The sequence below is a fragment of the Azospirillum sp. TSH100 genome, assembly GCF_004923295.1.
Taxonomy (GTDB): Bacteria; Pseudomonadota; Alphaproteobacteria; order Azospirillales; family Azospirillaceae; genus Azospirillum.
In genome coordinates this window covers 369,815-392,862 of record NZ_CP039638.1, presented here as the reverse complement: position 1 = coordinate 392,862, position 23,048 = coordinate 369,815, and the positions used below count along the sequence as shown (strand labels likewise).

General features: G+C 68.6%; 22 protein-coding genes. 11 read left to right on the top strand and 11 right to left on the bottom strand.

All coding sequences use genetic code 11. The annotated features are described in order from the left end of the window. Window positions 1-6: 6 nt before the first annotated feature. Window positions 7-567, bottom strand: a complete 561-nt coding sequence (locus E6C72_RS27150; protein WP_109086010.1) for a DUF3306 domain-containing protein — start codon at window positions 565-567, stop codon at window positions 7-9. Next, window positions 560-1,123 carry a DUF3305 domain-containing protein gene (locus E6C72_RS27145; RefSeq protein WP_109086011.1) on the bottom strand — a complete coding sequence of 188 codons (564 nt, stop codon included), beginning with the start codon at window positions 1,121-1,123 and terminating at the stop codon, window positions 560-562. Before E6C72_RS27145 ends, E6C72_RS27150 begins: the two co-directional genes overlap by 8 nt. Before the next feature lie 147 nt (window positions 1,124-1,270). Between E6C72_RS27145 and E6C72_RS27140 the strand changes: the two genes are divergently transcribed. After that, entirely contained in the window at window positions 1,271-1,693 is a 423-nt protein-coding gene (locus E6C72_RS27140) for a hypothetical protein (RefSeq protein WP_109086012.1), read from the top strand. Window positions 1,694-1,700: 7 nt separating this feature from the next. On the opposite strand, the gene E6C72_RS27135 is transcribed toward E6C72_RS27140, so the two are convergent. From E6C72_RS27135 to E6C72_RS27125, 3 genes are all read right to left on the bottom strand, one after another. Continuing rightward, window positions 1,701-2,474 carry a phytochelatin synthase family protein gene (locus E6C72_RS27135; protein WP_247875725.1) on the bottom strand — a complete coding sequence of 258 codons (774 nt, stop codon included), beginning with the start codon at window positions 2,472-2,474 and terminating at the stop codon, window positions 1,701-1,703. A gap of 305 nt (window positions 2,475-2,779) precedes the next feature. After that, a complete protein-coding gene (locus E6C72_RS27130) occupies window positions 2,780-5,932 on the bottom strand; it encodes a carbohydrate-binding domain-containing protein (protein ID WP_109086014.1) in 3,153 nt (1,050 codons plus the stop codon). A 417-nt stretch (window positions 5,933-6,349) separates the two neighbouring features. Next, entirely contained in the window at window positions 6,350-7,243 is an 894-nt protein-coding gene (locus E6C72_RS27125) for a LysR family transcriptional regulator (protein WP_247875726.1), read from the bottom strand. Window positions 7,244-7,537: 294 nt separating this feature from the next. Between E6C72_RS27125 and E6C72_RS27120 the strand changes: the two genes are divergently transcribed. The 8 genes from E6C72_RS27120 to E6C72_RS27085 all read left to right on the top strand — a co-directional run bounded on the left by E6C72_RS27120 (window position 7,538) and on the right by E6C72_RS27085 (window position 15,688). Continuing rightward, the gene (locus tag E6C72_RS27120; RefSeq protein WP_109086016.1) at window positions 7,538-8,323 is read left to right on the top strand and encodes a 5-oxoprolinase subunit PxpA; all 786 of its coding nucleotides are present in this window, start codon (window positions 7,538-7,540) and stop codon (window positions 8,321-8,323) included. A 56-nt stretch (window positions 8,324-8,379) separates the two neighbouring features. Further along, a complete protein-coding gene (locus tag E6C72_RS27115) occupies window positions 8,380-8,616 on the top strand; it encodes an acetyl-CoA carboxylase (RefSeq protein WP_109086017.1) in 237 nt (78 codons plus the stop codon). A gap of 5 nt (window positions 8,617-8,621) precedes the next feature. Then, window positions 8,622-10,001: an acetyl-CoA carboxylase biotin carboxylase subunit gene (locus E6C72_RS27110; RefSeq protein WP_109086018.1), complete on the top strand. Its 1,380-nt coding sequence runs from the start codon at window positions 8,622-8,624 to the stop codon at window positions 9,999-10,001. 9 nt (window positions 10,002-10,010) lie between these two features. Further along, window positions 10,011-10,886 carry an allophanate hydrolase subunit 1 gene (locus E6C72_RS27105; RefSeq protein WP_109086019.1) on the top strand — a complete coding sequence of 292 codons (876 nt, stop codon included), beginning with the start codon at window positions 10,011-10,013 and terminating at the stop codon, window positions 10,884-10,886. Then, window positions 10,876-11,847, top strand: a complete 972-nt coding sequence (locus tag E6C72_RS27100) for a biotin-dependent carboxyltransferase family protein (RefSeq protein WP_109086020.1) — start codon at window positions 10,876-10,878, stop codon at window positions 11,845-11,847. The genes E6C72_RS27105 and E6C72_RS27100 overlap by 11 nt, the downstream gene beginning before the upstream one ends. A 105-nt stretch (window positions 11,848-11,952) precedes the next feature. After that, window positions 11,953-13,032 carry a TMAO reductase system periplasmic protein TorT gene (torT, locus tag E6C72_RS27095; protein ID WP_109086021.1) on the top strand — a complete coding sequence of 360 codons (1,080 nt, stop codon included), beginning with the start codon at window positions 11,953-11,955 and terminating at the stop codon, window positions 13,030-13,032. A gap of 65 nt (window positions 13,033-13,097) precedes the next feature. Then, window positions 13,098-14,645, top strand: a complete 1,548-nt coding sequence (locus tag E6C72_RS27090; protein WP_109086022.1) for a sugar ABC transporter ATP-binding protein — start codon at window positions 13,098-13,100, stop codon at window positions 14,643-14,645. Further along, complete coding sequence (locus tag E6C72_RS27085; RefSeq protein ID WP_199228756.1) at window positions 14,642-15,688, top strand: ABC transporter permease; 1,047 nt, start codon at window positions 14,642-14,644, stop codon at window positions 15,686-15,688. Before E6C72_RS27090 ends, E6C72_RS27085 begins: the two co-directional genes overlap by 4 nt. A gap of 55 nt (window positions 15,689-15,743) precedes the next feature. Here E6C72_RS27085 and bluB read toward each other — a convergent pair whose 3' ends face one another. The 3 genes from bluB to cobA are packed head-to-tail and all read right to left on the bottom strand — an operon-like array spanning window position 15,744 to window position 18,521. Continuing rightward, on the bottom strand, window positions 15,744-16,397 hold the full coding sequence (gene bluB, locus E6C72_RS27080) for a 5,6-dimethylbenzimidazole synthase (RefSeq protein WP_109086023.1): 654 nt from the start codon (window positions 16,395-16,397) through the stop codon (window positions 15,744-15,746). A 2-nt stretch (window positions 16,398-16,399) separates the two neighbouring features. Continuing rightward, the gene (locus E6C72_RS27075) at window positions 16,400-17,713 is read right to left on the bottom strand and encodes a cobyrinate a,c-diamide synthase (protein ID WP_169055306.1); all 1,314 of its coding nucleotides are present in this window, start codon (window positions 17,711-17,713) and stop codon (window positions 16,400-16,402) included. After that, the gene (gene cobA / locus E6C72_RS27070; RefSeq protein ID WP_109086025.1) at window positions 17,706-18,521 is read right to left on the bottom strand and encodes a uroporphyrinogen-III C-methyltransferase; all 816 of its coding nucleotides are present in this window, start codon (window positions 18,519-18,521) and stop codon (window positions 17,706-17,708) included. Before cobA ends, E6C72_RS27075 begins: the two co-directional genes overlap by 8 nt. 76 nt (window positions 18,522-18,597) lie before the next feature. On the opposite strand from cobA, the gene E6C72_RS27065 reads away from it, so the two are divergent. Further along, on the top strand, window positions 18,598-19,731 hold the full coding sequence (locus E6C72_RS27065) for a cobalt-precorrin-5B (C(1))-methyltransferase (protein ID WP_199228759.1): 1,134 nt from the start codon (window positions 18,598-18,600) through the stop codon (window positions 19,729-19,731). Here E6C72_RS27065 and cobM read toward each other — a convergent pair. The 3 genes from cobM to cbiE are packed head-to-tail and all read right to left on the bottom strand — an operon-like array spanning window position 19,686 to window position 22,137. Then, window positions 19,686-20,471, bottom strand: coding sequence for a precorrin-4 C(11)-methyltransferase (gene cobM, locus E6C72_RS27060; protein ID WP_109086027.1), 786 nt, complete (start codon window positions 20,469-20,471; stop codon window positions 19,686-19,688). The genes E6C72_RS27065 and cobM overlap by 46 nt on opposite strands. After that, on the bottom strand, window positions 20,468-20,911 hold the full coding sequence (locus tag E6C72_RS27055; protein WP_109086028.1) for a cobalamin biosynthesis protein: 444 nt from the start codon (window positions 20,909-20,911) through the stop codon (window positions 20,468-20,470). Before E6C72_RS27055 ends, cobM begins: the two co-directional genes overlap by 4 nt. Beyond that, window positions 20,899-22,137: a precorrin-6y C5,15-methyltransferase (decarboxylating) subunit CbiE gene (gene cbiE / locus E6C72_RS27050; protein WP_109086029.1), complete on the bottom strand. Its 1,239-nt coding sequence runs from the start codon at window positions 22,135-22,137 to the stop codon at window positions 20,899-20,901. The genes E6C72_RS27055 and cbiE overlap by 13 nt, the downstream gene beginning before the upstream one ends. Between cbiE and E6C72_RS27045 the strand changes: the two genes are divergently transcribed. Beyond that, window positions 22,136-22,915 (top strand): cobalt-precorrin-6A reductase, encoded by a 780-nt coding sequence (locus E6C72_RS27045; protein ID WP_247875727.1) that lies wholly within the window; start codon window positions 22,136-22,138, stop codon window positions 22,913-22,915. The genes cbiE and E6C72_RS27045 overlap by 2 nt on opposite strands. The last annotated feature ends 133 nt before the right edge of the window (window positions 22,916-23,048 follow it).

Genomic DNA, 23,048 nt, shown 5'->3' with positions numbered 1-23,048 from the left:
GAAGAGCTAGCCCCCCACCTGACCTCCCCCGCTGGGCGGGGGAGGGACTGCCTCCGCTTTTCCGGACGGGCACTCGCTCCCTCCCCCGCCCAGCGGGGGAGGATTGGGGCCGGGGCGAGTGGCGTTGTCAGCCTGCACCTTCTCAACCACCACCACCTCAACCACATCCTCCTCCCGCTTTTCGTCCGGCAGGATGGCGTCGAGCAGGCGGGCGATGTCGTCGGTGGGCCGCAGGGCGCCATAGCCCGGCGCGTTGTAGTCCCAGTCATAGTCGGCGAAGCCGCGGAAGCCGGCGATCACCGGGTCGCTCACCCAGGCCTTGCGCAGAGCCTCACGGCGGAGTTCCGCCGGCACATTGTTGCGCAGGAAGCCGGTGTAGTCGCTGTCGGCCCCCAGACTGTCCAACGGGGGCAGGTCCGGCGCCTCCTCCTCAACCGCAGCCTCCTCACTCACCTCGGCCTCGGCGGTCTCCACCGTCAGTTCTTCGGGCGGCCCCTCCGCCCGTGTCTCGCGCTTTAACCGCGACCAGCGGCCTAGGAAGCCCTCCTCCACCACGCGCTCAACCATGCTGCGCCTGCCCGGTCCTGCGGTGCCGCGCCAGGGCTTCCGGATCGGCGCGGTCGCGTTTGCGCTTGTGGAAGGGACGCTCGACATAATGGCGGGCGACGAAGCCGTCCATCCACAACACCAGCGGGATCGGCAGCGGCAATGCCTCGATCACGTCGTCGCCGGCTTCGGCATGGGCGTCGATCTCGCCGGGGTCGACGGTGACTGCCAGCAGCCGCACCCCCGGCGCCGGGCCGCCCGGCCGCAGGATGACGTAGGCGCTGGGGCTGCCGCCGTCGAGATTGTGCTTGTAGTTCTCAGCCTCGGTCGGGAACAGGGCGATCTCGGCGGTGCCGGCGTAATGGCGGGTCCAGTCCGGCCCTTCGGCCAACACGCTCCAATCGACCAGGGTGGGATCGGCCGGGACCAGCATCACCGGCTGCCAGCGCGCCTCGATCCAGGGGTTGTCGACGCGCCGACGCTCCACCACCACGCCGACGCTGCGCCGTTCGGCGCGGTCGGGCGGCGAGGTTGGAGTGGTGGGGGTGGCTGTGGAGGACGGGAACTCGCTGGGCATTGTCGGTGTTCCTGATGGGCTGGGGCCGGACGGCCGAAGCCGGACTCTGTCCCCGCTACAACGCGCCGGCGGCGGTTTGGTGCCGCCGCGCCCCGGGACTCCAACGGCTTTCCCCGAAAGACCAATGTTCAAGAGGAAGGATGCGCCATGCGCAAGTTCGCCGCCGCCTTGCTGCTGTCGGGGCTCCTGTCCGGCCTGCCGTTGCCGGCGTCAGCCCAGCAGGCGGATCAGCAGCCGAACCAGCAGCCCGGATCCGGCCAGCCGGCGGCACCGGTCGAGTCCGGATCGAAGGAGTCGGCCGGCGACGCGCTTGCCCGCGACGGCAAGGTGCAGCAGAGCCAGGATCCGCATCCCACGGCCCAGGGCACCAGGTCGCCCAATCCGGGGAGTTCCGCCGCCACCGGCAGCCGGGACTTGCAGCAGGCGCTCGCCGATGTGCGCCGGGCGCCGCCCGACCTCAACGGCACCCCAGTGCCGCGTCCGAACCAGTGGGCAAGCGAACCGGACCAGCCGAACGAGCCGACCCGGTCGCAGAATCCCTCCGATCTGACCAGCCAGGAGGTGAAGTGACGGGTGCTTAACCCGACACCCGGCGTCCGCGGACGCGGATCAGGCCGCTGCCCTCGGGATCGGCGCGGTCCGGCTTCAGCATCGCTTCCAGCAGCCGGGCGTCGCTGGTCCAATAGGGGACATACCAGGCACGGTCGGGGTCCATCACCAGCGCGCGCCGGTTCGCCGCGTCATAGGCGCCCAGTGGTGCGATGTGGCCCATTCCGACGTCGCCGGTCAGCGTGCCCTGGTCGAAGGCCAGCAGGATGATGTCGTCGGCGCTGCGCTCGTTGTCGGACAGGATGCGGCGCAGCTCCGCCAGCGTCGCGGGGGAGGTGTCGCGCGGGCGCCAGACCTCCACCTCGGCATCGATGCCGTAGGCGTTCAGGCTGCGGTGGACATAGGCGATCAGCTCACCAAAGGAGATGCCCTCGCCGTCGTCGGCGGTGGCGTCCCGCCAATGATCGTCGTCCAGCCGGTCGAGCAGCTGCTTGTCGGTGACCAGCCGTTCCGATGCCAGCCCCGGCAACCCGCGCAGCGCGTTCAGCATCATCACCACGCTGGTCACCGAGCAGGAGGCCCCGGTCGTCTGCGGCACGTAGAAAGGGCTGAGAGCCCAGTAATCCGGGGCCGGGGCGGTGCGGACGAAATCGACCGAGCGGGTGATCGGAACCGCATCCGGGCCGAATTTCGGCTTCCTGTCGTCCTGCGCCAACACGGGCGCCACACAGGCGGTCCATAGCAGGAGGCTGGCCCCCAGGGTCTTCGCCACGGCTCCTACGGTCCACGTCGCTTGCGTCATCGGAAACTGTCTCGGTCCGTCCGGTCTGGAATGGGGATGCGCCCCGCCGGGTCTGCGGCGGGATGCCGCATGCATATGGTGCGCTGCGGCACCGGCGCCAAGCAGGGGGCACGGCTGCGCCGATTGCGCTTGCGCCGGGTGCTCAAGCCGTTTTGGGGAAGGTTTTCCGAAATGCATGTGGGCGGAGCCTCCGTTGCTCGACCTCCGAGCAAAACAGGCTCCGCCCACCGCGGGGGCCGGCGCGTCGAGGGCGTACCCCCGATGCACTGGTCCTATCGTCAGGATCGTCTGTCGCTAACAGGCGATCAGACGCCGTCCCAGAAATGCTCCAGCCCGACCGCACCGACGCCCTCGGCCCCCATCTTCGCCCAGGCGAGGTCATGGATTCCCATGGCGAAGGCCGGCGAGGAGGACTGGAGCGAATAGTCACCCCAATAGGCGTTGTTGAACATCGGCTTGGCGATCACGTCATGGTCGCCGTATTTCGGCACGTTGTAGACGAGGTTGTTGTCGATGACGAAGTCGTTGGCGCTCAGCAGCTCGGTGTAATCGTCCAGCGGCAGCGTGCCCATCACCACGTTCTTGGTGATCGTGTTGTTGTGCGGGTCGCCGGCGGTGCCGTGCACCGGTTGCCATTCGATGCGGATGAAGTCTTCCTTGTTGCTGGCGATGACCGAGAAGTTGTTGGTCACCACGTTGTTGTCGCCGCCGTGGATCTGCACAGAGGCCCAGTCGGCGTCCTTGATGAAGTTGTCCTTGACGGTGATGCCGCCGGCCATGTCGTCCAGATAGATGCCGAAGCCCTTCTGGCCGGACAGCCAGGTGTCCTGGTTGCTGGTGGCCAGCCCATTGGCATGCTCGATCCGGTTGCCCTGGATGATCATGCCGGTGTCGACGCTGGACCGGCCCAGGATCTCGATCGCGCCGCCGTCGGCGGTCTCCAGACCGGTGTAGGAGATGTGGTTGTACTGGATGACGTTGTTGTGGTTCACCGTGTTGGTGGTGCCGCCGTAATCCTTGAACGAGATGCCGTAGCGGGCGCTGTGGTCGATGTCGTTGTTGGAGATCAGGTTGTTGTCCACCCCGGTGCCGATGATGCCGGCGACCGCCTTGTGCACCTCGCCGATGTTGCTGATGGTGTTGGCATAGATGCTGTTGCCGTTGCTGCGGCCGTCCATCTCGATGCCGTTTTCCGCCAGATGGTTCAGCGTGTTGTGGGCGATCTGGTTGTTGGACGAGCCGGACCCCAGATGGATGGCGGTGCCGACGTTCAGGAAGCTGTTGTCGCTGATGTGGTTGCCGCTGGCCTTCAGCAGGTCGAGCGCGTTGCCGCCGGTGGTGGTGTTCTTGAAGGTCAGCCCGTCGATGGTGACGTCGCTGGCGCCGTTCAGCCGAACCAGCGTGCCCAGCCGCGGCACCTCCACGCCGGTGGAGACGAAGTTGGAGCTGGCCGCCTTGTAGAGCAGCGCGCCGTCGCTGGTCCGCCAGGCGAACTCGCCCGCCTGATCGACGTAAGCGGCATTGTTCAGCAGCTTGTAGGTGGTGCCTTCCGCGAAGGGCAGGGAGGCCCCGTTCTTCAGCGTGATGGTGCGGGTGGAGGCATTGAAGCTGGCGATGCTGCCCAGCGTGTCGCCCAGCCGCTCGGCATCCATGATCTGGATGAGCGTGCCCGGCTGGATGTCGGCGGTGGTGACATCGGTGCCGTGGGATCGGATGGACCAGCCGCTCGGCCCCGCCGAGGCGGCGTCGGCGAAGTGCCAGCCGCTGGTGACGTCGGCGCTGTCATAGGCGAACTTCTCCGCCAGATGCTGGCGGACGTCGCCGACGACCAGATCCAGGTTCGTGGCGGTGCCGAGCTTGGCCGAATAGAGGCCGTTGCCCTCGCTGGTGAAGCTCTTCACCACTTCGCCGCCGCTCAGCACCGGCTTCTCGCCGGGATAATTCTGGAAGCTGTGGCCGTTGTCGAGCGCGGTCAGCTCCAGCGTCTTGGTCAGGTGGTAATCGCCGGCGCGGATGTAGGTGGTGTCGATGGTCGGGTCGGCCCGCATGGCGGCCTGCGCCTTCTCCAGGCTGGCGAAGGGGCCGTCGGTGCCGTCGGCGTTCGGCGCCGCCAGCTTGCCGGACCACGTGTCCTTGCCGTTGGTGGCGACGTAGAAGGCCGGCTTGGTCGGGGCGGTCGGCACCGGCGTCTGTGTGGACGGCGTGTCGCTGAACAGGTCGGTGCCGGCCTTGATGTTCAGGGCGCCGCCCCAATAGAGGCCTTCCTGGCCGGCGACCACGTCCTTGCCGTCGACCGCCCCCTTGTCATAGGTGACGATGCTGTCGGTGGCGGCCACCGTGTGGCCGTTGATGGAGACCGACTTGACGAACAGGTTGCGGTCGACGCCGTTCACGGTGGCGTCGTTGTCGTACCAGACCTGGACCGTATGGGCCTTGGTCGGGTCGACGTCGGTGGTGAACTTGTAGCCGGCGGTGGTGGCGGTCGCCTTGGCGTCGCCGATCACCTGGCCGTCGACCAGCAGCTTGAAATGCGCCGCCTGACCGCCGGCCGAGGTGCCGGAGGCGTTGACGATGATGTCCACCGACTTGCTCGGCGGCGGCGGGGGAGGGGGGACATAGGCGCCGCCGAAATACTCCTCCGGCACGCCGAAGGTCAGGGCGCCGCCCCAATAGAGGCCTTCCTGGCCGGCGACGACGAACTTGCCGTCCACCGGACCCTTGTCGTAGGAGGCCATGTCCGAGGTCGACGCGATGGTCTGGCCGTCGATGTTGATCGACTTGACGAACAGGTTGCGGTCGACGCCGTTCACGGTGGCGTCGTTGTCGTACCAGATCTGGATCTTGTGGGCCTCGTTCGGGTCCACGTTGGCGGTGAAGGTGTAGTTGGTGGGCGAGGTGGCGTTGACCCAGGCATCGCCGACCACCTGATCGTCGACCAGCAGCTTGAAATGGGGAGCCTGGCCGGCGGCGCTGACGCCATAGGCGCTGACCTTGATGGTCGTGGTCATGGTGGAGGCCGGCTCGGCGCCCGGCGCCGTTGCGGTCGACGGGAACAGGGTGGCGGGCAGCGGCACATTCAGGGCGCCCGGCCAATACATCTCGGTCTGGCCGGCGATGACGTTCAGGCCATCGACCTTGCCGGTGTCGTACTGGACGGACGGATCGATCGCCAGGATGGTCTTGCCGTTCACCTCGAACGACTTGACATACAGGTTGCGGTCCTCGCCGTTAACCTTGTCGTCGTTGTCATAGACCAGCTGCAGGGCGTGGGCCTTGTCGGCCGGCACGGTGGCGGTGAAGACGTAACGCGACTGGGTGGCGGAGGAGACGGTGGCCTCACCGATGCTGGTGCCGTCCAAAAGCAGTTGAAAATGCGGCCATTTTCCGCCGGCCACATCGCCCCAGGCATTGACCGCGAAGGTGACCTGGATCGTGCCGTCGGTGTTGGTGGTAGCCATTTTGGAACTCCGCTTTATGGGTATCGCCTTGTTCCGCAGGCTCGTCTGTTAGCCTTAATCGGGTACTAACACTTATAGTTAGGAAATTATGAATGACGGCGTTTTCCGTGGCATGAATGAGACAAAAAACGGACGATCGTTTTTTAAGCGAATCAGGAGGAAATGAAACATTTCCACACTGCCGGAAGCGGCAAGCTGTAATCGGCAGTTTTTGCCCGGCTGACTCGGATTTGGCCGTCTCTGTTCGGAAGGTTCATTGTGGATGAAGGTGGGCAGGTTCCTTTTTTGGAAATTCGACTTGCGGGCCGCTCCGAAAAGCGCCGTTACGGTATCGCTGTCGGTGCGGATCAAACGCCGCGGATCACCATCCGGGAGGTGCCGTCGAGCGGTCGTACGCACCGGCCTCATGGCCTCGGTTCATCGCGGCATGCGGCTTTGCGGCGTTTGGTAAACCTCGCTGAAATGCGTGCGGAACAGGCGCATGGCCGGTGTCAGCTCGACCCCTTGGCGCCAAGCCAGGCCGACATCCATCGCCGGAACCCGCTCGCGCATGATGATCGTCTCGATCCGTTTGCCTTCCAGTGACCATGGCCGATAGACCATGTCGGACAGGATGGTCACGCCCTGGCCGTTGGCGACGGTGGAGCGAACGGCTTCGATCGACGAGGTGCGCAGCCGGACATTGGGGCGAAAGGGTGAGGCGCTCCAGTAGCGGGTGGTCCAGTGGGCGGCCTCGTCGACGGTCAGCATGATGTAGGGGTGCTCGGCCACATCCTGGAGCCCGACGGAATCGAGTTCGAGCAGCCGGTGCCCGGCCGGCACCCACAGGCGCCGCTGGCTGCCGATCAGCGTTTCGGTCGTCAGTTCCGGATTGCTGATGTTGGAGGTCAGGACCACCGCCATGTCGAGCCGACCGGTGATCAGATTGTCCTCGATCATCTCGCGCGTCAGCTCGTGGATGTGGATGCGCAGGTTGGGGTAGCGCCGTTCCAGCCGCTCCAGATGCTGCGGCAGAAAATATCCCAGAACCGTATAGCTGGCGCCGATCGACAGGCTGCCGGCGACCTCAGCCGCCATATCCGCCGGATGCAGCGCCTCCTCGACGCTCGCCATGATGCGGTGGCTCGCGGCCAGGAAACGGCGGCCGGTGTCGGTCAGCTCCATGCCCTGTGCGGTGCGGACGAACAGCCGCCCGCCGACCTCCGCCTCCAGCTCCTTGATGGCGGAGGTGATCGCCGACTGGGAAATCGACAGCTCGCGCGCCGCCCGTGACACCTGCCCGAGATTGGCGGTGGCAAGGAAATATTTCACGTGGCGGAAATTCAGCATATCAAACCCCGGATTTTGCCATAAGATATTATCGAAAAATCAGAATATGCCTAAATCCTGCACAGGCCAAGGCCATCCCATAGTGGCTGAATTCCGCTGTCTTGCCTGATTTTCGAGCGAATTTTGACGACGGAAAAACAGATAAAGCAATCGCAAAAATTAGAAATTGCAAAGGGTAGGGAACGGCATACGCTCATATGGCAAGGCAGCCATTCCACGGACTCATCCCTGGGGCTCAGCACCCCCGGTTCCGTAAGCAAGCAAGGGAGTAACGCGTTGGCTCGTACAATGGTCGATCTCAACTGTGACCTCGGCGAGGGGTACGGCCAGTGGACGCTCGGCGAGGCCTCCGACGACGCGCTGATGGACCTCATCAGCTCGGCCAATGTCGCCACCGGCTTCCATGCGGGCGATCCCAATCTGATGGATCGCGTGGTGCGGCTGGGGGTCGAGCGCGGCGTGGCCCTGGGCGCCCACCCCGGTTATCGCGACCTCCAGGGCTTCGGCCGCCGCGTCATCCAGGCCAAGCCAGAGGAGCTGGTGAACGACATCCTCTATCAGGTCGGCGCGCTGCGTGAGTTCGCCCGCCGCCATGGCACCCGGCTTCAGCATGTCAAGCCGCACGGCGCCCTTTACATGGAGGCGGCGAAGGACGAGACGCTGTCGCGCCTGATGGTCGAGGCGCTGCTGAAGTCGAGCCCCGATACGCTGCTGTTCTGCATGGATGTATCGGAAACCTGCGCCGTCGCCGAGGCGGCCGGCCTGCCGGTCATCCGCGAATTCTACGCCGACCGCGATTATGACCGCAGCGGCTCCATCGTTTTCGCCCGCCGCATGCGGCCGCTCGATCCGGCCGAGGTCGCCGACAAATGCGTCCGGGCCTGCCGCGACGGCAAGGTGCGCACGGTGGAGGGCGACGACATCGAGATTGCCTTCGATTCCATCTGCTTCCACTCCGACACGCCGGGCGCCCTCGCCATCGGCACCGCCGTGCGCGACGCCCTGCTGAAGGACGGGCTGCGCATCGTCGCGGCCGCCGATCTGGTTGCCCAGAAGCGCTGACGTCTCCCGGTTTTCCTGTTCCGTCCCAGACGGCCCGTTGAAGAAGGAATGTTTCGATGCCCGAGATCCGCTCTCCCCTTCCCGGCTCCTTCTACCGGCGTCCCGCCCCCGGCCAGCCGCCCTTCAAGGAGATTGGCGACCGGGTGGAGCCGGGCGACGTCATCGGCCTCGTCGAGGTGATGAAGAGCTTCAACGAGATCCGCGCCGATGTCGCCGGGACCATCCTGAGCTTCGCGGTGGAGGATGAGGAACCGGTGATGGCCGGCGCCGTCCTCGTCGAGCTGGAAGGCTGATCGCGATGACGATCCGCCGCCTGTTCGTCGCCAACCGTGGCGAGATCGCGGTGCGGATCATCCGCGCCGCCAAGAGCCTGGGCATCGAGACGGTCCAGGCCTATTCCGAAGCCGACCGCGACATGCTGGCGGTCAAGCTGGCCGACGAGGCCGTCTGCGTCGGCCGCCCGGCCGCCCGGCATTCCTATCTCGATGCGGCCGGGCTGGTGTCCGCGGCACGGAAGGCCGGCTGCGACGCCATCCATCCCGGCTACGGCTTCCTCTCCGAGAATGCCGAATTCGCCGAGATGGTGGAGAGCTTCGGCATGGTCTTCGTCGGTCCGAAGGCCGACACCATCCGCCGGATGGGCGACAAGGCCGCCGCCCGCGAGGCCGCCATTGCCGCCGGCGTGCCGGTGGTCCCCGGATCGCAGGGCCGCGTCGCCGATGTCGAGGCGGCGCTGACCGCCGCCGAGACCATCGGCTATCCGGTGATGATCAAGGCGGCGGCCGGTGGTGGCGGCCGCGGCATCCGCATCGCCGAAACGCCGGAGGAGCTGCGCCGCCTCGCCCCGCAGGCCCAGTCGGAGGCCCAGGCCGCCTTCGGCGACGGCGGGCTCTATCTGGAGCGGGTGATCGGCAATGCCCGCCACATCGAGGTGCAAATCCTCGGTGACGGCACCCGCGCCATCCACTGCTTCGAGCGCGAATGCTCGCTGCAGCGCCGCCGTCAGAAGGTGTGGGAGGAGGCGCCCGCCGCCTGCCTGGACGAGGCCACCCGGGCGCGGCTCTGCGCGTCGGCGGTGGCGCTGGCCGAAAACGTCGGCTACCGCGGCGCCGGCACGCTGGAATATCTCTATGACGAGCCGACCGGCGCCTTCTACTTCATCGAGATGAACACCCGCATCCAGGTGGAGCATCCGGTGACCGAGATGATCACCGGCATCGATCTGGTGGCGGCGATGATCCGCATCGCCGGGGGCGAGCCGTTGCCCGTCACCCAGGATCAGGTGACGCGGACCGGCCACGCCATCGAGGTGCGCGTCAATGCCGAGGACCCGGCCGCCGGCTTCCTGCCCAGCCCCGGCACCGTCGAAAGCCTGTCGGTGCCCGCCGATCCGGCCGTCCGCTTCGACGGCATGGTCTATGAGGGCTATACGGTTCCGCCCTTCTACGACTCCCTGCTCGGCAAGCTGATCGTGCATGGCGCCACCAGGGGCGAGGCCATCGACCGCATGGCGGCGGCGCTGGAGGGCTTCACCCTGACCGGACTGAAGACCACCGTCCCGCTGCACAAGGCGCTGGCCGCCGATCCGGACGTCCGGGCGGGCAAGGCGCACACCCGGTTCCTGGAAGGCTGGCTGGCCGGGAACCCTGCATTCAATCCCCCGAAGGCCGCGCAATAGGAGCACCGGATGCAGACCCGCTATTCCTACGGTGGCGACGAGCACATCTTCGTCGAAATGGACGAGGAGATGTCGCTCGAAGCCTTCTTCAAGAGCATGTCGATCACCAACGCGGTCCGCGCGGCGCACATCGACGGCATCACCGAGATCTGCCCGGCCAACGGCAGCTTCCAGATCAAGTTCGATCCCGACCGCATCGCCCCGGACGACCTGATGGGCCGGCTGCGTTCGCTGGAACAGGCGGCGGACAAGGCGGAGAAGCGGCTTGAGACCCGCATCGTCGAGGTGCCGGTCTTCTACCGCGATCCCTGGACCACCGAAACGCTGATGCGTTTCCGCGAGCGGCACCAGGATCCGCAGAGCACCGATCTGGAATACGCCGCCCGGATGAACGGCTACGACACGGTGGAGCAGTTCATCCACGCCCACCATGCTTCGCCCTGGTTCGTGTCGATGGTCGGGTTCGTCGCCGGCCTGCCCTTTCTCTACCAGCTGGTCGAACGGTCGCGGCAGATCCAGGTGCCGAAATACCTGCGCCCGCGCACCGACACGCCCAAGCACACCATCGGCCATGGCGGCTGCTTCGGCTGCGTCTATTCGGTGCGCGGGGCCGGCGGCTACCAGATGTTCGGCATCACGCCGATGCCGATCTACGACCCGACCCAGAAGGTCTCCTATCTGCGCGAGTTCATGGTGTTCTTCCGCCCCGGCGACATCGTGAAATGGAAGCCGATCGACCGCGAGGAATACGACGCCATCACCGCCGACGTCGCGGCCAACCGCTACGAGCCGCGCATCCGCAAGGTCACCTTCGATCTGGACAGCTTCAATGCGGACATCGACGGCACCAACCAGCGGCTGATGGAGACCCTCCATGGCGTTTAAGGTTCTGAATCCCGGCCTGCTGACCACCGTCCAGGATCTCGGCCGGCCCGGCTATTTCCATCTCGGCATCCCGATGTCGGGGGCGATGGACCGCTACGCGCTGCGCGCCGCCAATCTGCTGGTCGGCAATCCGGAAGGCGCGGCGGCGCTGGAGGCGGTCTTCATGGGACCGCAGCTGGAGTTCGAGGTCGACGCCACCGTCGCCGTCACCGGCGCCGACCTGCCGGCCCGCGTCGATGGCGCGCCGCATCCGGCCTGGACCGCCTTTCCGGTGCGCGCCGGACAGGTGTTGTCCTTCGATTACCTGAAGGGCGGCGCGCGGGCCTACATCGCGATCTCCGGCGGCATCGACACCCCGCCGGCGCTGGGCAGCCGCTCCACCTACATCATCGGCGCGCTCGGCGGCTATCACGGCCGGGCGCTGGCGGCGGGCGACATGGTGCCGCTGGGCACGCCGGGCGCCATCCGCCATGGCACCGAGGTGCCCGAGGCGCTGCGCCGCACGGTGGGCAAGAGCGCCGAGCTGCGGGTGCTGCCGGGCCTGTACTGGCGCCTCATCACCGAGGAGGCCGGGCGCAACTTCTTCGAGGACAGCTGGAAGGTGGCGCCGGAAGCCGACCGCATGGGCTACCGGTTCCGCGGCGGCCGTCCCTTCACCTTCGAGCCGCGCGAACAGCCTTTCGGCGCCGGCTCCAACCCGTCCAACATCGTCGACGCCTGTTACCCCTACGGTTCGATCCAGGTGCCGGGCGGCACCGAACCCATCGTGCTGCACCGCGACGCCGTGTCGGGTGGCGGTTACTTCACGCTGGGCGCGGTGATCTCCGCCGACATGGACCTGATCGGCCAGATGCAGCCCCATACCGGCGTCCGCTTCGTCAAGGTCGACATGGATCAGGCGCTGGCTGCCCGCGCCGACGAGGCCGACAGGCTGGCTCGCCTGCGCGAAGCCCTGGCCTGACCGGCGGGGAGGCGGCACCCCGTCCGCCGCCTCCCTCCCTTTTTAAACATTCCCCGTCCGTCCAATCCCCCGTCCGTCCAATCCCATGCCGTGGAGACCACTTGCATGAACGCCTTCGCTCGCGCTCTCGTCGCCGCCACAGTTCTTGGAAGCAGCTTCGCCGCCACCCTTCCGGTGTCCGCCGCCGAGTGGTTTCCCTATCCGGCGGTGGAGGTGACACCCGCCTTTTCCGCCGACGGCAAGCCGAAGGACGTCTCCTACAGCCCGCTGTCCAAGGCGGCGAAGAAGTGGGACATCTGCGTGTCCTTCCCGCACATGAAGGACGCCTACTGGCTGGGCGTCGATTACGGCGTGGTCGAGGAGGCGAAGCGGCTGGGGGTGAAGGCCACGGTGGTGGAGGCCGGCGGCTACACCGAACTGAACAAGCAGATCAGCCAGATCGAGGATTGCGTCGCCCGCGGCGCCAACGCCGTGGTGATCGGCGCCATCAGCTTCGACGGGCTGAACAATCTGGTGACGGAGCTGGCGAAGAAGAACATCCCGGTGATCGACGTCATCAACGGCATCTCCTCCCCGGCGCTGACCGCCAAGTCGCTGGTGTCCTTCCACACCATGGGGGCGGAAGCCGGCCGCTATCTCGCCGCCAGGCATCCGGCCGGCAGCCCGCCGGTGAAGGTCGGCTGGTTCCCCGGCCCGGCCGGCGCCGGCTGGGTCGAGGCCGCCAACAAGGGCTTCATGGAGGCGGTGGCCGGCTCCGCCGTGCAGGTGCTGGAGCCGCGCTATGGCGACACCGGCAAGGAGGCGCAGCTTCGGCTGGTCGAGGATGTGCTGCAGGCGACTCCCGACATCAAATACATCGCCGGCACCGCCGTGACCGCCGAGGCGGCGCAGGGCCTGCTGCGCGAGCGCGGTCTGACCGACAAGGTCGGGCTGATCGCCTTCTACATGACGCCCGGCGTCTATCAGGGCATCAAGCGCGGCTTCATCCAGGCGGCACCGGCGGATTCCATGGTCATCCAGGGCCGCATCGCCATCGATCAGGCGGTGCGGGCGCTGGAGAAGACCGATCTGGTCAAACATGTCGGCCCGAAGATCTTCGTCGTCGACAAGACCAACGTCGGCAGCGTGCCGCGCGACACCATCCTGCCGCCGGATAATTTCGCCCCCGTCTTCAGCGTGAAGTGAGGCTGTTTCCCCCGCCACCGGTTTCCAAGCGGGGAACCGGTGGCGGGGCCATCCGGAGTGTGCGCATGTCTCCTCCCGTCCTGATCCGGACCGTCGCCCTGACCAAGCGCTATCCCGGCGTCACCGCGCTGGACCGCGTCGATTTCGATCTGCGCCCCGGCGAGGTGCATGTGCTGTTCGGGGAGAACGGCGCCGGCAAATCGACCCTGATCTCGCTGCTGGCCGGGGTGTCCGCCCCCAGCGAGGGCGAGATTCTGGTGCGCGGCTATCATGTCCGCTTCGCCGGTGTCGCCGACGCCCGTGCCGCCGGCATCTCCGCCGTCTTCCAGGAATTCTCGCTGGTCCCCACCCTGACGGTGGCGGAGAACCTGTTCCTGGGCGACGAGCCGATGAAAGGCCCCTTCATCGACCGCCCGGGGATGCGGCGCAAGGCCGCCGCCCTGTTCGCCGAGCTTGATTTCTCCATCGATCCGAAGCGGCTGGTCGCGACGCTGAGCCGCGCCGAACAGCAGATGGTGGAGATCGCCAAGGCCCTGCACGGCGATGTCGGCATCCTGATCCTCGACGAGCCGACGGCCTCGCTGACCGACCGCGAGGTCGATCATCTGTTCGCCGTTATCGCCCGCATGAAGGAGCGCGGCGTCGGCATCATCTATATCTCCCACCGGATGCAGGAGTTCGCCCGCATCGCCGACCGCGTCACCGTCCTGCGCGACGGCAAGCGGATCGGCACCGTGGCGATGGCGGACACCAGCGAGGCGGCCCTGATCGAGATGATGGCCGGCCGCTCCATCGGCGAGATCTATCCCACCATCGCCCGCAATCCCGGCCCGGTCCTGCTGCGGACCGAGGGATTGCGGGCCTGGGGAGTCCATGGCGTCGATCTGGAGGTGCGTGCCGGCGAGGTGCTGGGCGTCGCCGGTCTCGTCGGTTCCGGCAAGTCGCGCAGCTTCCGGGCGCTGATGGGGCTGCTGCCGGTCGAGGCCGGGCGGGTGACGGTGGGCGGTCGCGATGTCACCGGTGCTTCGACCCGCGACCTGATGCGCGCCGGCCTCTGCTATGTGCCGCCCGACCGCAAGACCGAGGGGCTGCAACTCGCCTTCAGCACACGGAACAATCTGGCCCAGGGTGAGCTGGCCGGGACGCGGAGCCGCTTCGGCCTGCTGCCCTGGCGGCGCATCCGCAAGCGCTGCGAGGCGACCGCCGAACGGGTCGAGCTGCCGGCCGCCTATCGCGGCCGCGCCGTCGGCAAGCTGTCGGGCGGCAACCAGCAGAAGGCGCTGTTCGGCCGCGCGCTCGGCCGCGACTACGACCTCTACATCTTCGACGAGCCGACCGTCGGCGTCGACATGGGCGCCCGTGCCGCGATCTACCGTCTGATCCGCGAACTGGCGGAGGTCGGCAAGGCGGTGGTGGTCATTTCCTCCGACCTGCCGGAGGCGATGAACCTCGCCCACCGCCTGCTGGTCTTCGCCCATGGACGCATCGCCGCCGAACTGGAAGGCGACGCCATCAGCGAAGCCGCCATCCTTTCCCATTTCTTCGATCCCGTTCCTTCGGCTGCCACCCCAGCGGTCCCCACCATCGACCAGGAAGCGAGACTGCCCGCATGAGCGCCACCACCTCCTCCGCCACCCCGTCCTCCGGCACCGCTCCGGCCTCCACATCCGTCCGGCTGCGCGCGGCCGGGCGGGCGCTGTTCATCCGCCTGGGTGTGCTGCCCTTCTTCCTGGCGGCGGCGTTGATCGTGTTCACGGTCATTTCCGACCGCTTCCTGACGGCGGACAATCTCGTCAACGTGATGCGCCAGTCGGTCTATCTGGTTCTGGTGTCGCTGGGGCAGATGACGGTTCTGATCACCGGCGGGTTCGATCTCGCGGTCGGGGCGACCGTCGCCCTCACCTCCGTGGTGTCGGCTCTGGTGATGGCGGCGCTCGGCACGGTGTTCCCGGATGCCCCGGCCCTGGTGATCGCGTTCGGCGTGCTGGCCGGCTTCGGGGTGGCGGCCCTGGTCGGGCTGGCGAACGGCGCCGGGGTCGCGCTGTTCGGCGTCTCGCCCTTCATCATGACGCTGGGCGTCAGTTCCGTGGCGGCCGGCGGATCGCTGTTCCTGACCGGCGGCGTTCCGGTGTCCGGCCTGCCGGCGGAATTCGCCGATCTGTTCGGTTTCGGACGCTGGCTGGGCATTCCGGTGCCGGTGCTGGTTGCCGCCGTGGCGGTCGCGGTCGCCTGGATCGTCATGACGCGCACCCGGATCGGTGCCCACCTCTATGCCGTCGGCGGGAACATCAAAGCCGCCAGGCTGTCGGCCATCGATACCGGGCGCACATTGATCGTCGCCTATGTCCTGTGCGCCTTGATCGCGGCGCTGACGGGCCTGCTGTTGACGGCCCGGGTGGAATCGGGAGAAGCCAATCTGGGCGGCACGCTCGCCCTGGAGTCCATCGCGGCGTGCGTGATCGCCGGCGTGTCCCTGCGCGGTGGCATCGGCCGGGTTGACACCGTGGTGCTGGGAGCCGTGTTCATCGTGCTGGTGCAGAACGGGATGAACCTTGCGCAGGTCGGATCCTATCTGCAGATGGTGCTGCTGGGCGGGCTGCTGATCCTCGCGGTGATCTTCGATCAGATCCGGTACCGCATGATGATGGACGCGTAAGGCATCGTTGAGTGCTGACCTATGCGGGAGGGGGCGGTCGGACCAACCGCCCCCTCTACGCCTCCTTCCACCTATCCCTGAACACCAGATCCTCCAGTGGCAGGCGTTTGCGCCACCCCTTGGTCTCCAGTTCCGGCGTCGCCTCGAAATGGGAGACGTGGCCCAGGCAGAGATAGGCGATCGGCACGATCCGCTCCGGGATGCCGAGTGCCGTCCGCAGCGCCTCCTCGTGCAGGATGCTGACCCAGCCCACCCCCAGACCCTCCGCCCGCGCCGCCAGCCACAGATTCTGCACGGCGCAGACGCAGCTGTAGAGGTCCATCGCCGGCATGTGGGTGCGGCCCAGCACCACCGGGCCGGAACGCTCGCGGTCGCAGGTGATGCACAAATTCACCGGCGCCTCACGGATGCCCTCCAGCTTCAACCGGCTGTAGAGGCTGCGCCGTTCTCCCTCGAACATCGCCTCCGCTTCCTCGTTGGCGCGGGCGAAGTCGGCATGGATGCGGGACTTCACATCCCGGTCGGTGATGACGATGAAGTTCCAGGGCTGCATGAAGCCGACCGACGGCGCATGGTGGGCGGCCAGCAGGATGCGGTTGAGCACCTCGTCGGGCACCGGGTCGGGGCGGAACTGCCCGCGCACGTCGCGGCGGGAGAAGATCGCCTTGTAGAGCGCGTCACGCTCCGCCGGGGTGAAGGCGTCCTCCATCCTCACCCCCGCGCGATCAGGTGGAAGAAGGAGCCCAGCGCCAGCCCGCGCCGGCTGCCGAGTTCGCCCAGGTCGCTGCCGTCCGCCGCCGTCGCCTGCAACAGCGGCGCGTCGTCGCCACGGGCGAGGGTCGAGGCGTAATGGAACTCGTGCCCCCGCAGCAGCGCTCCGGCCGGTCCCAGCGGCCCGTCGGCCAGCAGCGACGCCCGGCGGTAGCCCAGATGCAGCCGCCGCTTGGCGAAGGAGGTGCGCACCCCCAGCAGGCCGGTCATCGGGTGGGTGACGCCGTCGGCATCCTCCAGCGTCTCGCCCATCACCATGTAGCCGCCGCATTCGCCATAGACCGGCACCCGCTCCGCCGCCGTCCGCAGGCCGTCGCGGAAGGTGGCGTTGGCGGCGAGGCGGCCGGCATGGAGTTCCGGATAGCCGCCGGGGAGATAGACGGCATCCGCGTCCCGTGGCGGTGGCTCGTCGGCCAGGGGGGAGAAGAAACGCAGCTCCGCCCCCGCAGCCTGCCAGCCGGCGGTCAGGTGCGGATAGACGAAGGTGAAGGCGGCATCACGGGCGATGGCGATGCGCTGGCCCAGAGGCGGCAGGGCGGGGGCGTCGCTGCCCGGCCCGGCCTTGGATGGCTTTGCCAACGCAACGACGCTGTCGAGGTCGACATGCTCCGCAACGAAGCGGCCGAGTGCCGCCAGCCGGTCGGACAGCCCCTCCGTCTCGTCGGCCTGGACGAGGCCGAGATGGCGCTCGGGCAGGCTGAGATCGGGCGCGCGGGGGAGGGCGCCGAGCAGGGGAATGCCCAGCGCCTCGATGGCGTTGCCGGCCAGTGCGGTGTGGCGCGGGCTGCCGACATTGTTCAGCACCACGCCGCCGATGGTCACATCGTCGCGGTAGGTGGCGAAGCCCTTCACCAGGGCGGCGGCCGACTGCGACTGGCCCTTGGCGTTGACCACCAGCAGGACCGGCCAGCCGGTGCGCGCCGCGATCTCCGCCGTCGAGCCGGTGCCGGTGGCCCCGACCCCGGCGACGCCGTCGAACAGGCCCATCAGCGCTTCGCAGACCAGCAGCTCGGTCCCTTCGGCGGCGCGGGCGGCCAGACCGTCGAGCAAATCGGGTCCCATCGCCCAGGTGTCGAGATTGACGCTCGGCCGGCCGGTGGCGGCGCGGTGGAAAGCCGGGTCGATGTAGTCCGGCCCCGACTTCACCGCCCCCACCGCCACGCCGCAGGCGCGCAGCGCCGCCAGCAGGCCCAGCGTCAGCGTCGTCTTGCCGGTGCCCGACGCCGGGGCGGCGACGATCAGGCCCTTAGTCATTCTTCCCTCTGGCATGCTGAAGAGCCGTCTGGGCCGGCAGCCAGTCCAGCGTCGGGCGCAGCCGCACCACCTCGCCGATGACGATGATGGCCGGCGGCTCCAGCCCGCTCGCCGCCAGATCGGCGACGCAGGTGCCGAGGCTGGTGACGAGGCTCTTCTGGTTGGCGGTCGTCGCCTCCGTCACCACGCCGACCGGGGTGTCGGCGGACAGGCCACCCGCCATCAGCTCCGCCGCGATGGTCGGCAGCGCCTTCCAGCCCATATAGAGGATCAGCGGCGCCCTGGTGGCGGCCAGCGCCCGCCAGTCCGGCCCGCCGCCCAGCGAATGACCGGTCGCCAGGATCACCGCCTGGTTGGTGTCGCGGTGGGTCGCCGGGATGCCGGCATAGGCCGGGCCGGCGATGCCCGACGTGATGCCGGGCACGATGCGGAAGGGGATGCCCTCCGCCGCCAGCGCCTGTGCCTCCTCGCCGCCGCGGCCGAAGACGAAGGGGTCGCCGCCCTTCAGGCGCAGTACCCGGTGGCCCTCCTTCGCCAGCTCGATCAGGCGGTTGGTGATGTCGTCCTGGTGGGCGGAGGGGCGGCCGCCGCGCTTTCCGGCGAACTCCAGCCTTGCCGACGGGCTGGCGAGCGCCATGATCCGTTCGTTGACGAGCGCGTCATGGACGATGACGTCGGCTTGCCTTAGACCTTGCAGGGCCAGCAGGGTCAGCAGGCCGGGGTCGCCGGGGCCGGACCCGGCCAGCCAGACGCTGCCGGGGGCGAAGGGGACGAGGACGCTTTCGGGAATGGACGACTCAAACGACATGAACGCGGACTCGGGCTCGGAGAAGATGGAAGGCGGTGCGGAGGATGCCGGTGCCGCAGAGGGTGCCGCAGAGGGCATGCCGGAGCATGCTACACCCTTGCGCCGCGGCTGGACGACGGGAACCTGCGCCACCGCCGCGGCGCGGGCGGCTGCGGAAGCGCTGTTCGGCAGGGAGTTTCCCGACCCGGTGACCGTGACCCTGCCCGGCGGCCAGACCCCGGCCTTCGCCCTGGCGGTTACGGAGCGCGGGGAAGGGCCGGATGGTCCCTGGGCGATGGCCGGCGTGGTCAAGGATGCCGGCGACGATCCCGACGTGACCCACGGCGCGCTGGTGCGGGCGCGGGTCTGGCGCGGCATGCCCGGCGGCGGCGTGACGTTCCGCGCCGGTCCCGGCGTCGGCACGGTGACCCTGCCCGGCCTGCCGCTGCCCGTCGGCGAGCCGGCCATCAACCCGGTGCCGCGCAGCATGATCGCGCAGGCGGTGGGGGAGGCGGCGAGCGCCGCCGGCCAGCTTGCGGACCTTGTGGTGGAGGTCGGGGTGGAGAATGGCGAGCAGCTCGCCCGGCGCACCATGAACGGGCGGCTCGGCATCCTCGGCGGGTTGTCGATCCTGGGAACCACGGGAATCGTCGTGCCCTATTCCTGCGCGGCCTGGATCGCCTCGATCCAGCGCGGCATCGACGTGGCGCGGGCGGCGGGCCTGAGCCATGTCGCGGCCTGCACCGGCGATTTGTCGGAAAAGGCGGTGGTGGCGCGCTATGGCCTGTCCGAACAGGCGCTGCTCGACATGGGCGATTTCGTCGGCGGCACGCTGAAATACCTGCGGCGGCACCCGGTGCCCCGCCTGACGCTGTGCGGTGGCTTCGCCAAGTTCGGCAAGCTGGCGCGCGGGCTGATGGATTTGCACAGCAAGCGCAACAGCGTCGATTTCGACTGGCTGGCCGGGCGGCTGGCCGATCTCGGCGCTGGGCCGGAGCTGGTCGCGCAGGCGCGCGGCGCCAACACCGCGGCGCAGGTGCTGGGCATGGCGGACGCCGCCGGCTTGGCCCTGGCCGACCATGTGGCCGAACTGGCCCGTCGCGCCGCTCAGGAGGTGCTGGAGGATGCGCCCGTCGCGGTCGAGGTGCTGGTCACCGACCGTCAGGGACGCATCGTCGGAAGCGCTCACTCCCCCAACTCCTGGCCCAACTCCTGGCCCAGCCCCCGGTAACGCCGCACATGGCTGCCGTCATAGAGCGCGCTGCAGCGGAACTCTTCATGACCCAGCGCCGGGCCGACCAGGATCAGGGCGGTACGCTCCATCGGTGAGGCCGCGACCTGTGGCGCGATGTCGGCCAGCGTGCCGCGCAGAACCCGCTCGTCCGGCCATGTTGCGCGGTAGACCACCGCCGCCGGGCAGTCGGCGCCGTAGAGCGGGGTCAGCCGCTCCACCACCCGGTCGATGACGTGGATCGACAGGTGGACCGCCAGCGTTGCCCCCGAGGCGCCCAGCACCTCCAGCGTCTCGTTCGCCGGCATTGCGGAGGCGCGCCCCTCGGTGCGGGTCAGGATCAGCGTCTGGCTGACCTCCGGCAGGGTCAGCTCCCGCCCCAGCGCCGCCGACGCGGCGGCGAAGGCCGGCACGCCGGGGGTGATGCTGTAGGGAATGCCCAGCTCGCGCAGTGCGCGGGTCTGCTCGCCGAGCGCGCTGTAGACCGACAGGTCGCCGGAATGCAGGCGGGCGACGTCCTGGCCGGCGGCGTGGGCGGCCTGGAACTCGGCGACGATCTCCTCCAGCGTCAAGGGCGCGGTGTCGATGATCCGCGCCCCGGCGGGAGCGTGGGCGATGATCTCCTTCGGGACCAGGGAGCCGGCATAGAGGCAGACCGGGCAGCGCGCGATCAGGTCGCGGCCACGCAGGGTCAGCAGGTCGGGAGCGCCCGGTCCGGCACCGATGAAATGGACGGTCATGAGCGGGTCTCCGATAGAGCAACGGCAGGCAAGGCGAGCGCGACGGTGGCGCGGGGGGTGGAGCGGCGCGGCAGCAGCAGGCGCGATCCCGGTCCGGCGGCGGCCAGCGCCGCGGCCTCCGCCACCGAGGCCAGCCCGACGGCGGCCAGCACGGTGGAGGATCGGGTGTGGACGCGGTCCTGCGCCGCCAGCATCGCGTCCTCCTCGATGAAGCGCAGCGGCAGGCCGAGCGCGCGGGCGGCTTCCGCCAATCCGGTCTCGTCGGCCTTCATCGCCGGGGCGGCCAGCGCCGCCAACTGGCGCGCAGCATCGGGCAGGGCCACCTCGTCGAAGGCGGCGGCGACCAGGGTGGCGATCTCCTCCCAGCCGCAGCCACGGCGGCAACCGAGCCCGACAAAGACCGGTCCGAACAGCAGGGCGTCGGGGGTCAGGCGGTCCATGTGCCCTCCATATAGGGCTTTTCCGCTCGCCACAGCGTAACCGGCATCGCCGCGCGCCAGCCCCGGAAGCCGCCGACCGCCGAGGCGCGGGCCACCGAAATCTGGGTCAGCTCACCGCCGAGGCGCTTGTGCGCATCGATCAGCACCGCCTCGCTTTCCAGCGTCACCGCATTGGCGGCGATCCGCCCGCCGGGGGGCAGGGCGTCCCAGCAGGCCGCCAGCACGCCGTCAGCGGTCAGCCCGCCGCCGATGAAGATGGCGTCCGGCCGCTCCAGACCTTCCAGCGCCGCCGGTGCCTTGCCGCGCGCCAGTTGCAGGCTGGGCACGCCGAGGGTGGCGGCGTTGGTCAGGATGCGGGCAATCCGTTCCGGGTGATGTTCGATGGCGACAGCCCGGTTGGCCGGATCGCGCAGCATCCATTCGATGCCGATGGAGCCCGATCCGGCGCCGACATCCCACAGCAGCTCGCCCCGGCGCGGCGCCAGGAAGGACAGGGTGACGGCGCGCACCTCACGCTTGGTGATCTGGCCGTCATGCTCGAACCAGTCGTCGGGCAGGCCGGGTGCCAGCGGCAGGACGCGGGCGCCCGGCGCGGCGACGCAGTCCAGCGCGATGGTGTTGAGGTCGGCGGTATGGTCGGCCGTCCAGGCGTCGGCGGTGGCCTCCAGCCGGCCTTCGCGAGAGCCTCCCATCGCCTCCAGCACCGTCAGGCGCGATGCGCCGAAGCCGCGGGCGCGCAGCAGGGCGGCCAGCTTGGCCGGAGTCGTTCCGTCCCAGGAAAGGAGTAGAAGCCTTGCGTTCGGTTGCAGATACGGAACGACCTGTTCCAGCGGGCGGCCGTGGATGGTCAGGCAGCGGCAGTCCTGCAACGGCCAGCCGAGCCGGGATGCGGCGAGGCTGAAGGCGGAGGCCGACGGGATCACAGTCGTTTCCGCAGCCGGAACGACTCGCGACAGGGTGGCGCCGACTCCGTACCAGAATGGATCGCCGCTTGCCAGCACGCAGACCCGCTGTCCGCGCATGCTGAGCAGGCCGGGGAAGGCGTCGGTCATCGGCGACGGCCAGGGCAGCCGTTGCTGTCCCGCAACGACCGGCACGAGATCGAGGTGACGGGTGCCGCCATAGAGGATGGCCGCGCCTTCGATGGCTGCGCGGGCGGCGGGCGACAAACCGTCCCAGCCATCCTCGCCGATGCCGACGATGCTGAGCCAGCGGGCCGTTCCCATGCTATCCATGGTGCCGATCCTGACGGGTGTGGAGGGGGAGTTGGTCAAGGCGCTGATCCTGGGCGGCACGACGGAGGCGACGGCGCTGGCGAAGCGGCTGGCCGGACATCCGCGCATCGACGCCCGCGTGTCGCTGGCCGGCCGCACCAGGAACCCGCTGCTGCCGCCGCTGCCGACCCGCATCGGCGGCTTCGGCGGGGTGGAGGGCTTGGCCAATTACCTGCGCGCCGAGGGGATCGGGGCGGTGATCGACGCGACGCATCCCTTCGCGGCGCAGATCTCCGCCAATGCCGCCATGGCCTGTGCGCGGGCCGGCGTGCCGCTGCGTCTTCTGACCCGGCCGGCCTGGGTGGCGGGGCCGGGCGACCGTTGGATCGGCGTGCCGGACATGGATGCCGCGGCGCTGGCGCTGTGCGATCTGGGCGACACCGTTTTCCTGACCATCGGCCGGCAGGAGGTCGCGGCCTTCGAGGCCGTGCCGGACAAGCGCTACCTGATCCGCGCCGTCGACCCGCCGGAGCCGATGCCGGCCCTGCCGCGCATGAGCCTGATCCTTGACCGTGGGCCGTTCACCGTAGAGGGCGAACTGGCGCTGATGCGCGGGCAGGGGGTGGAGGTGGTCGTCAGCAAGAACAGCGGCGGACGGGCGACCGACGCGAAGCTGGAAGCGGCGCGCGTGCTGGGCTTGCCGGTGGTGATGGTGGAGCGGCCGGCCGGCAACGGCGTGGTGGAGTTGCAGGGCGTCGAGGACGCGGTGGGGTGGCTGGAGAAGATGTGAGGCTCCTCCCCGTAGGATCTCCCTCTCCCCCCCGGGGAGAGGGTCGGGGTGAGGGGGAAGCTCCGCGTGCCTTCCCGAGAATCGTCGTGGCGTGTCCCCCTCACCCAGCCCTCTCCCCGGGGGGAGAGGGTTA

Bases quoted from the DNA above. Each gene is read 5' to 3' on its own strand.
- E6C72_RS27130 (WP_109086014.1), bottom strand. From the start codon at position 5,932: ATGGCTACCACCAACACCGACGGCACGATCCAGGTCACCTTCGCGGTC.
- E6C72_RS27105 (WP_109086019.1), top strand. From the start codon at position 10,011: ATGCAGACCCGCTATTCCTACGGTGGCGACGAGCACATCTTCGTCGAA.
- E6C72_RS27065 (WP_199228759.1), top strand. From the start codon at position 18,598: ATGCCGGAGCATGCTACACCCTTGCGCCGCGGCTGGACGACGGGAACC.
- E6C72_RS27110 (WP_109086018.1), top strand. From the start codon at position 8,622: ATGACGATCCGCCGCCTGTTCGTCGCCAACCGTGGCGAGATCGCGGTG.
- E6C72_RS27115 (WP_109086017.1), top strand. From the start codon at position 8,380: ATGCCCGAGATCCGCTCTCCCCTTCCCGGCTCCTTCTACCGGCGTCCC.
- E6C72_RS27140 (WP_109086012.1), top strand. From the start codon at position 1,271: ATGCGCAAGTTCGCCGCCGCCTTGCTGCTGTCGGGGCTCCTGTCCGGC.
- cobM (WP_109086027.1), bottom strand. From the start codon at position 20,471: ATGACCGTCCATTTCATCGGTGCCGGACCGGGCGCTCCCGACCTGCTG.
- E6C72_RS27135 (WP_247875725.1), bottom strand. From the start codon at position 2,474: ATGACGCAAGCGACGTGGACCGTAGGAGCCGTGGCGAAGACCCTGGGG.
- torT (WP_109086021.1), top strand. From the start codon at position 11,953: ATGAACGCCTTCGCTCGCGCTCTCGTCGCCGCCACAGTTCTTGGAAGC.
- E6C72_RS27100 (WP_109086020.1), top strand. From the start codon at position 10,876: ATGGCGTTTAAGGTTCTGAATCCCGGCCTGCTGACCACCGTCCAGGAT.
- E6C72_RS27145 (WP_109086011.1), bottom strand. From the start codon at position 1,123: ATGCCCAGCGAGTTCCCGTCCTCCACAGCCACCCCCACCACTCCAACC.
- E6C72_RS27085 (WP_199228756.1), top strand. From the start codon at position 14,642: ATGAGCGCCACCACCTCCTCCGCCACCCCGTCCTCCGGCACCGCTCCG.
- E6C72_RS27045 (WP_247875727.1), top strand. From the start codon at position 22,136: ATGCTATCCATGGTGCCGATCCTGACGGGTGTGGAGGGGGAGTTGGTC.
- E6C72_RS27150 (WP_109086010.1), bottom strand. From the start codon at position 567: ATGGTTGAGCGCGTGGTGGAGGAGGGCTTCCTAGGCCGCTGGTCGCGG.
- E6C72_RS27090 (WP_109086022.1), top strand. From the start codon at position 13,098: ATGTCTCCTCCCGTCCTGATCCGGACCGTCGCCCTGACCAAGCGCTAT.
- E6C72_RS27055 (WP_109086028.1), bottom strand. From the start codon at position 20,911: ATGGACCGCCTGACCCCCGACGCCCTGCTGTTCGGACCGGTCTTTGTC.
- bluB (WP_109086023.1), bottom strand. From the start codon at position 16,397: ATGGAGGACGCCTTCACCCCGGCGGAGCGTGACGCGCTCTACAAGGCG.
- E6C72_RS27075 (WP_169055306.1), bottom strand. From the start codon at position 17,713: ATGACTAAGGGCCTGATCGTCGCCGCCCCGGCGTCGGGCACCGGCAAG.
- cobA (WP_109086025.1), bottom strand. From the start codon at position 18,521: ATGTCGTTTGAGTCGTCCATTCCCGAAAGCGTCCTCGTCCCCTTCGCC.
- cbiE (WP_109086029.1), bottom strand. From the start codon at position 22,137: ATGGGAACGGCCCGCTGGCTCAGCATCGTCGGCATCGGCGAGGATGGC.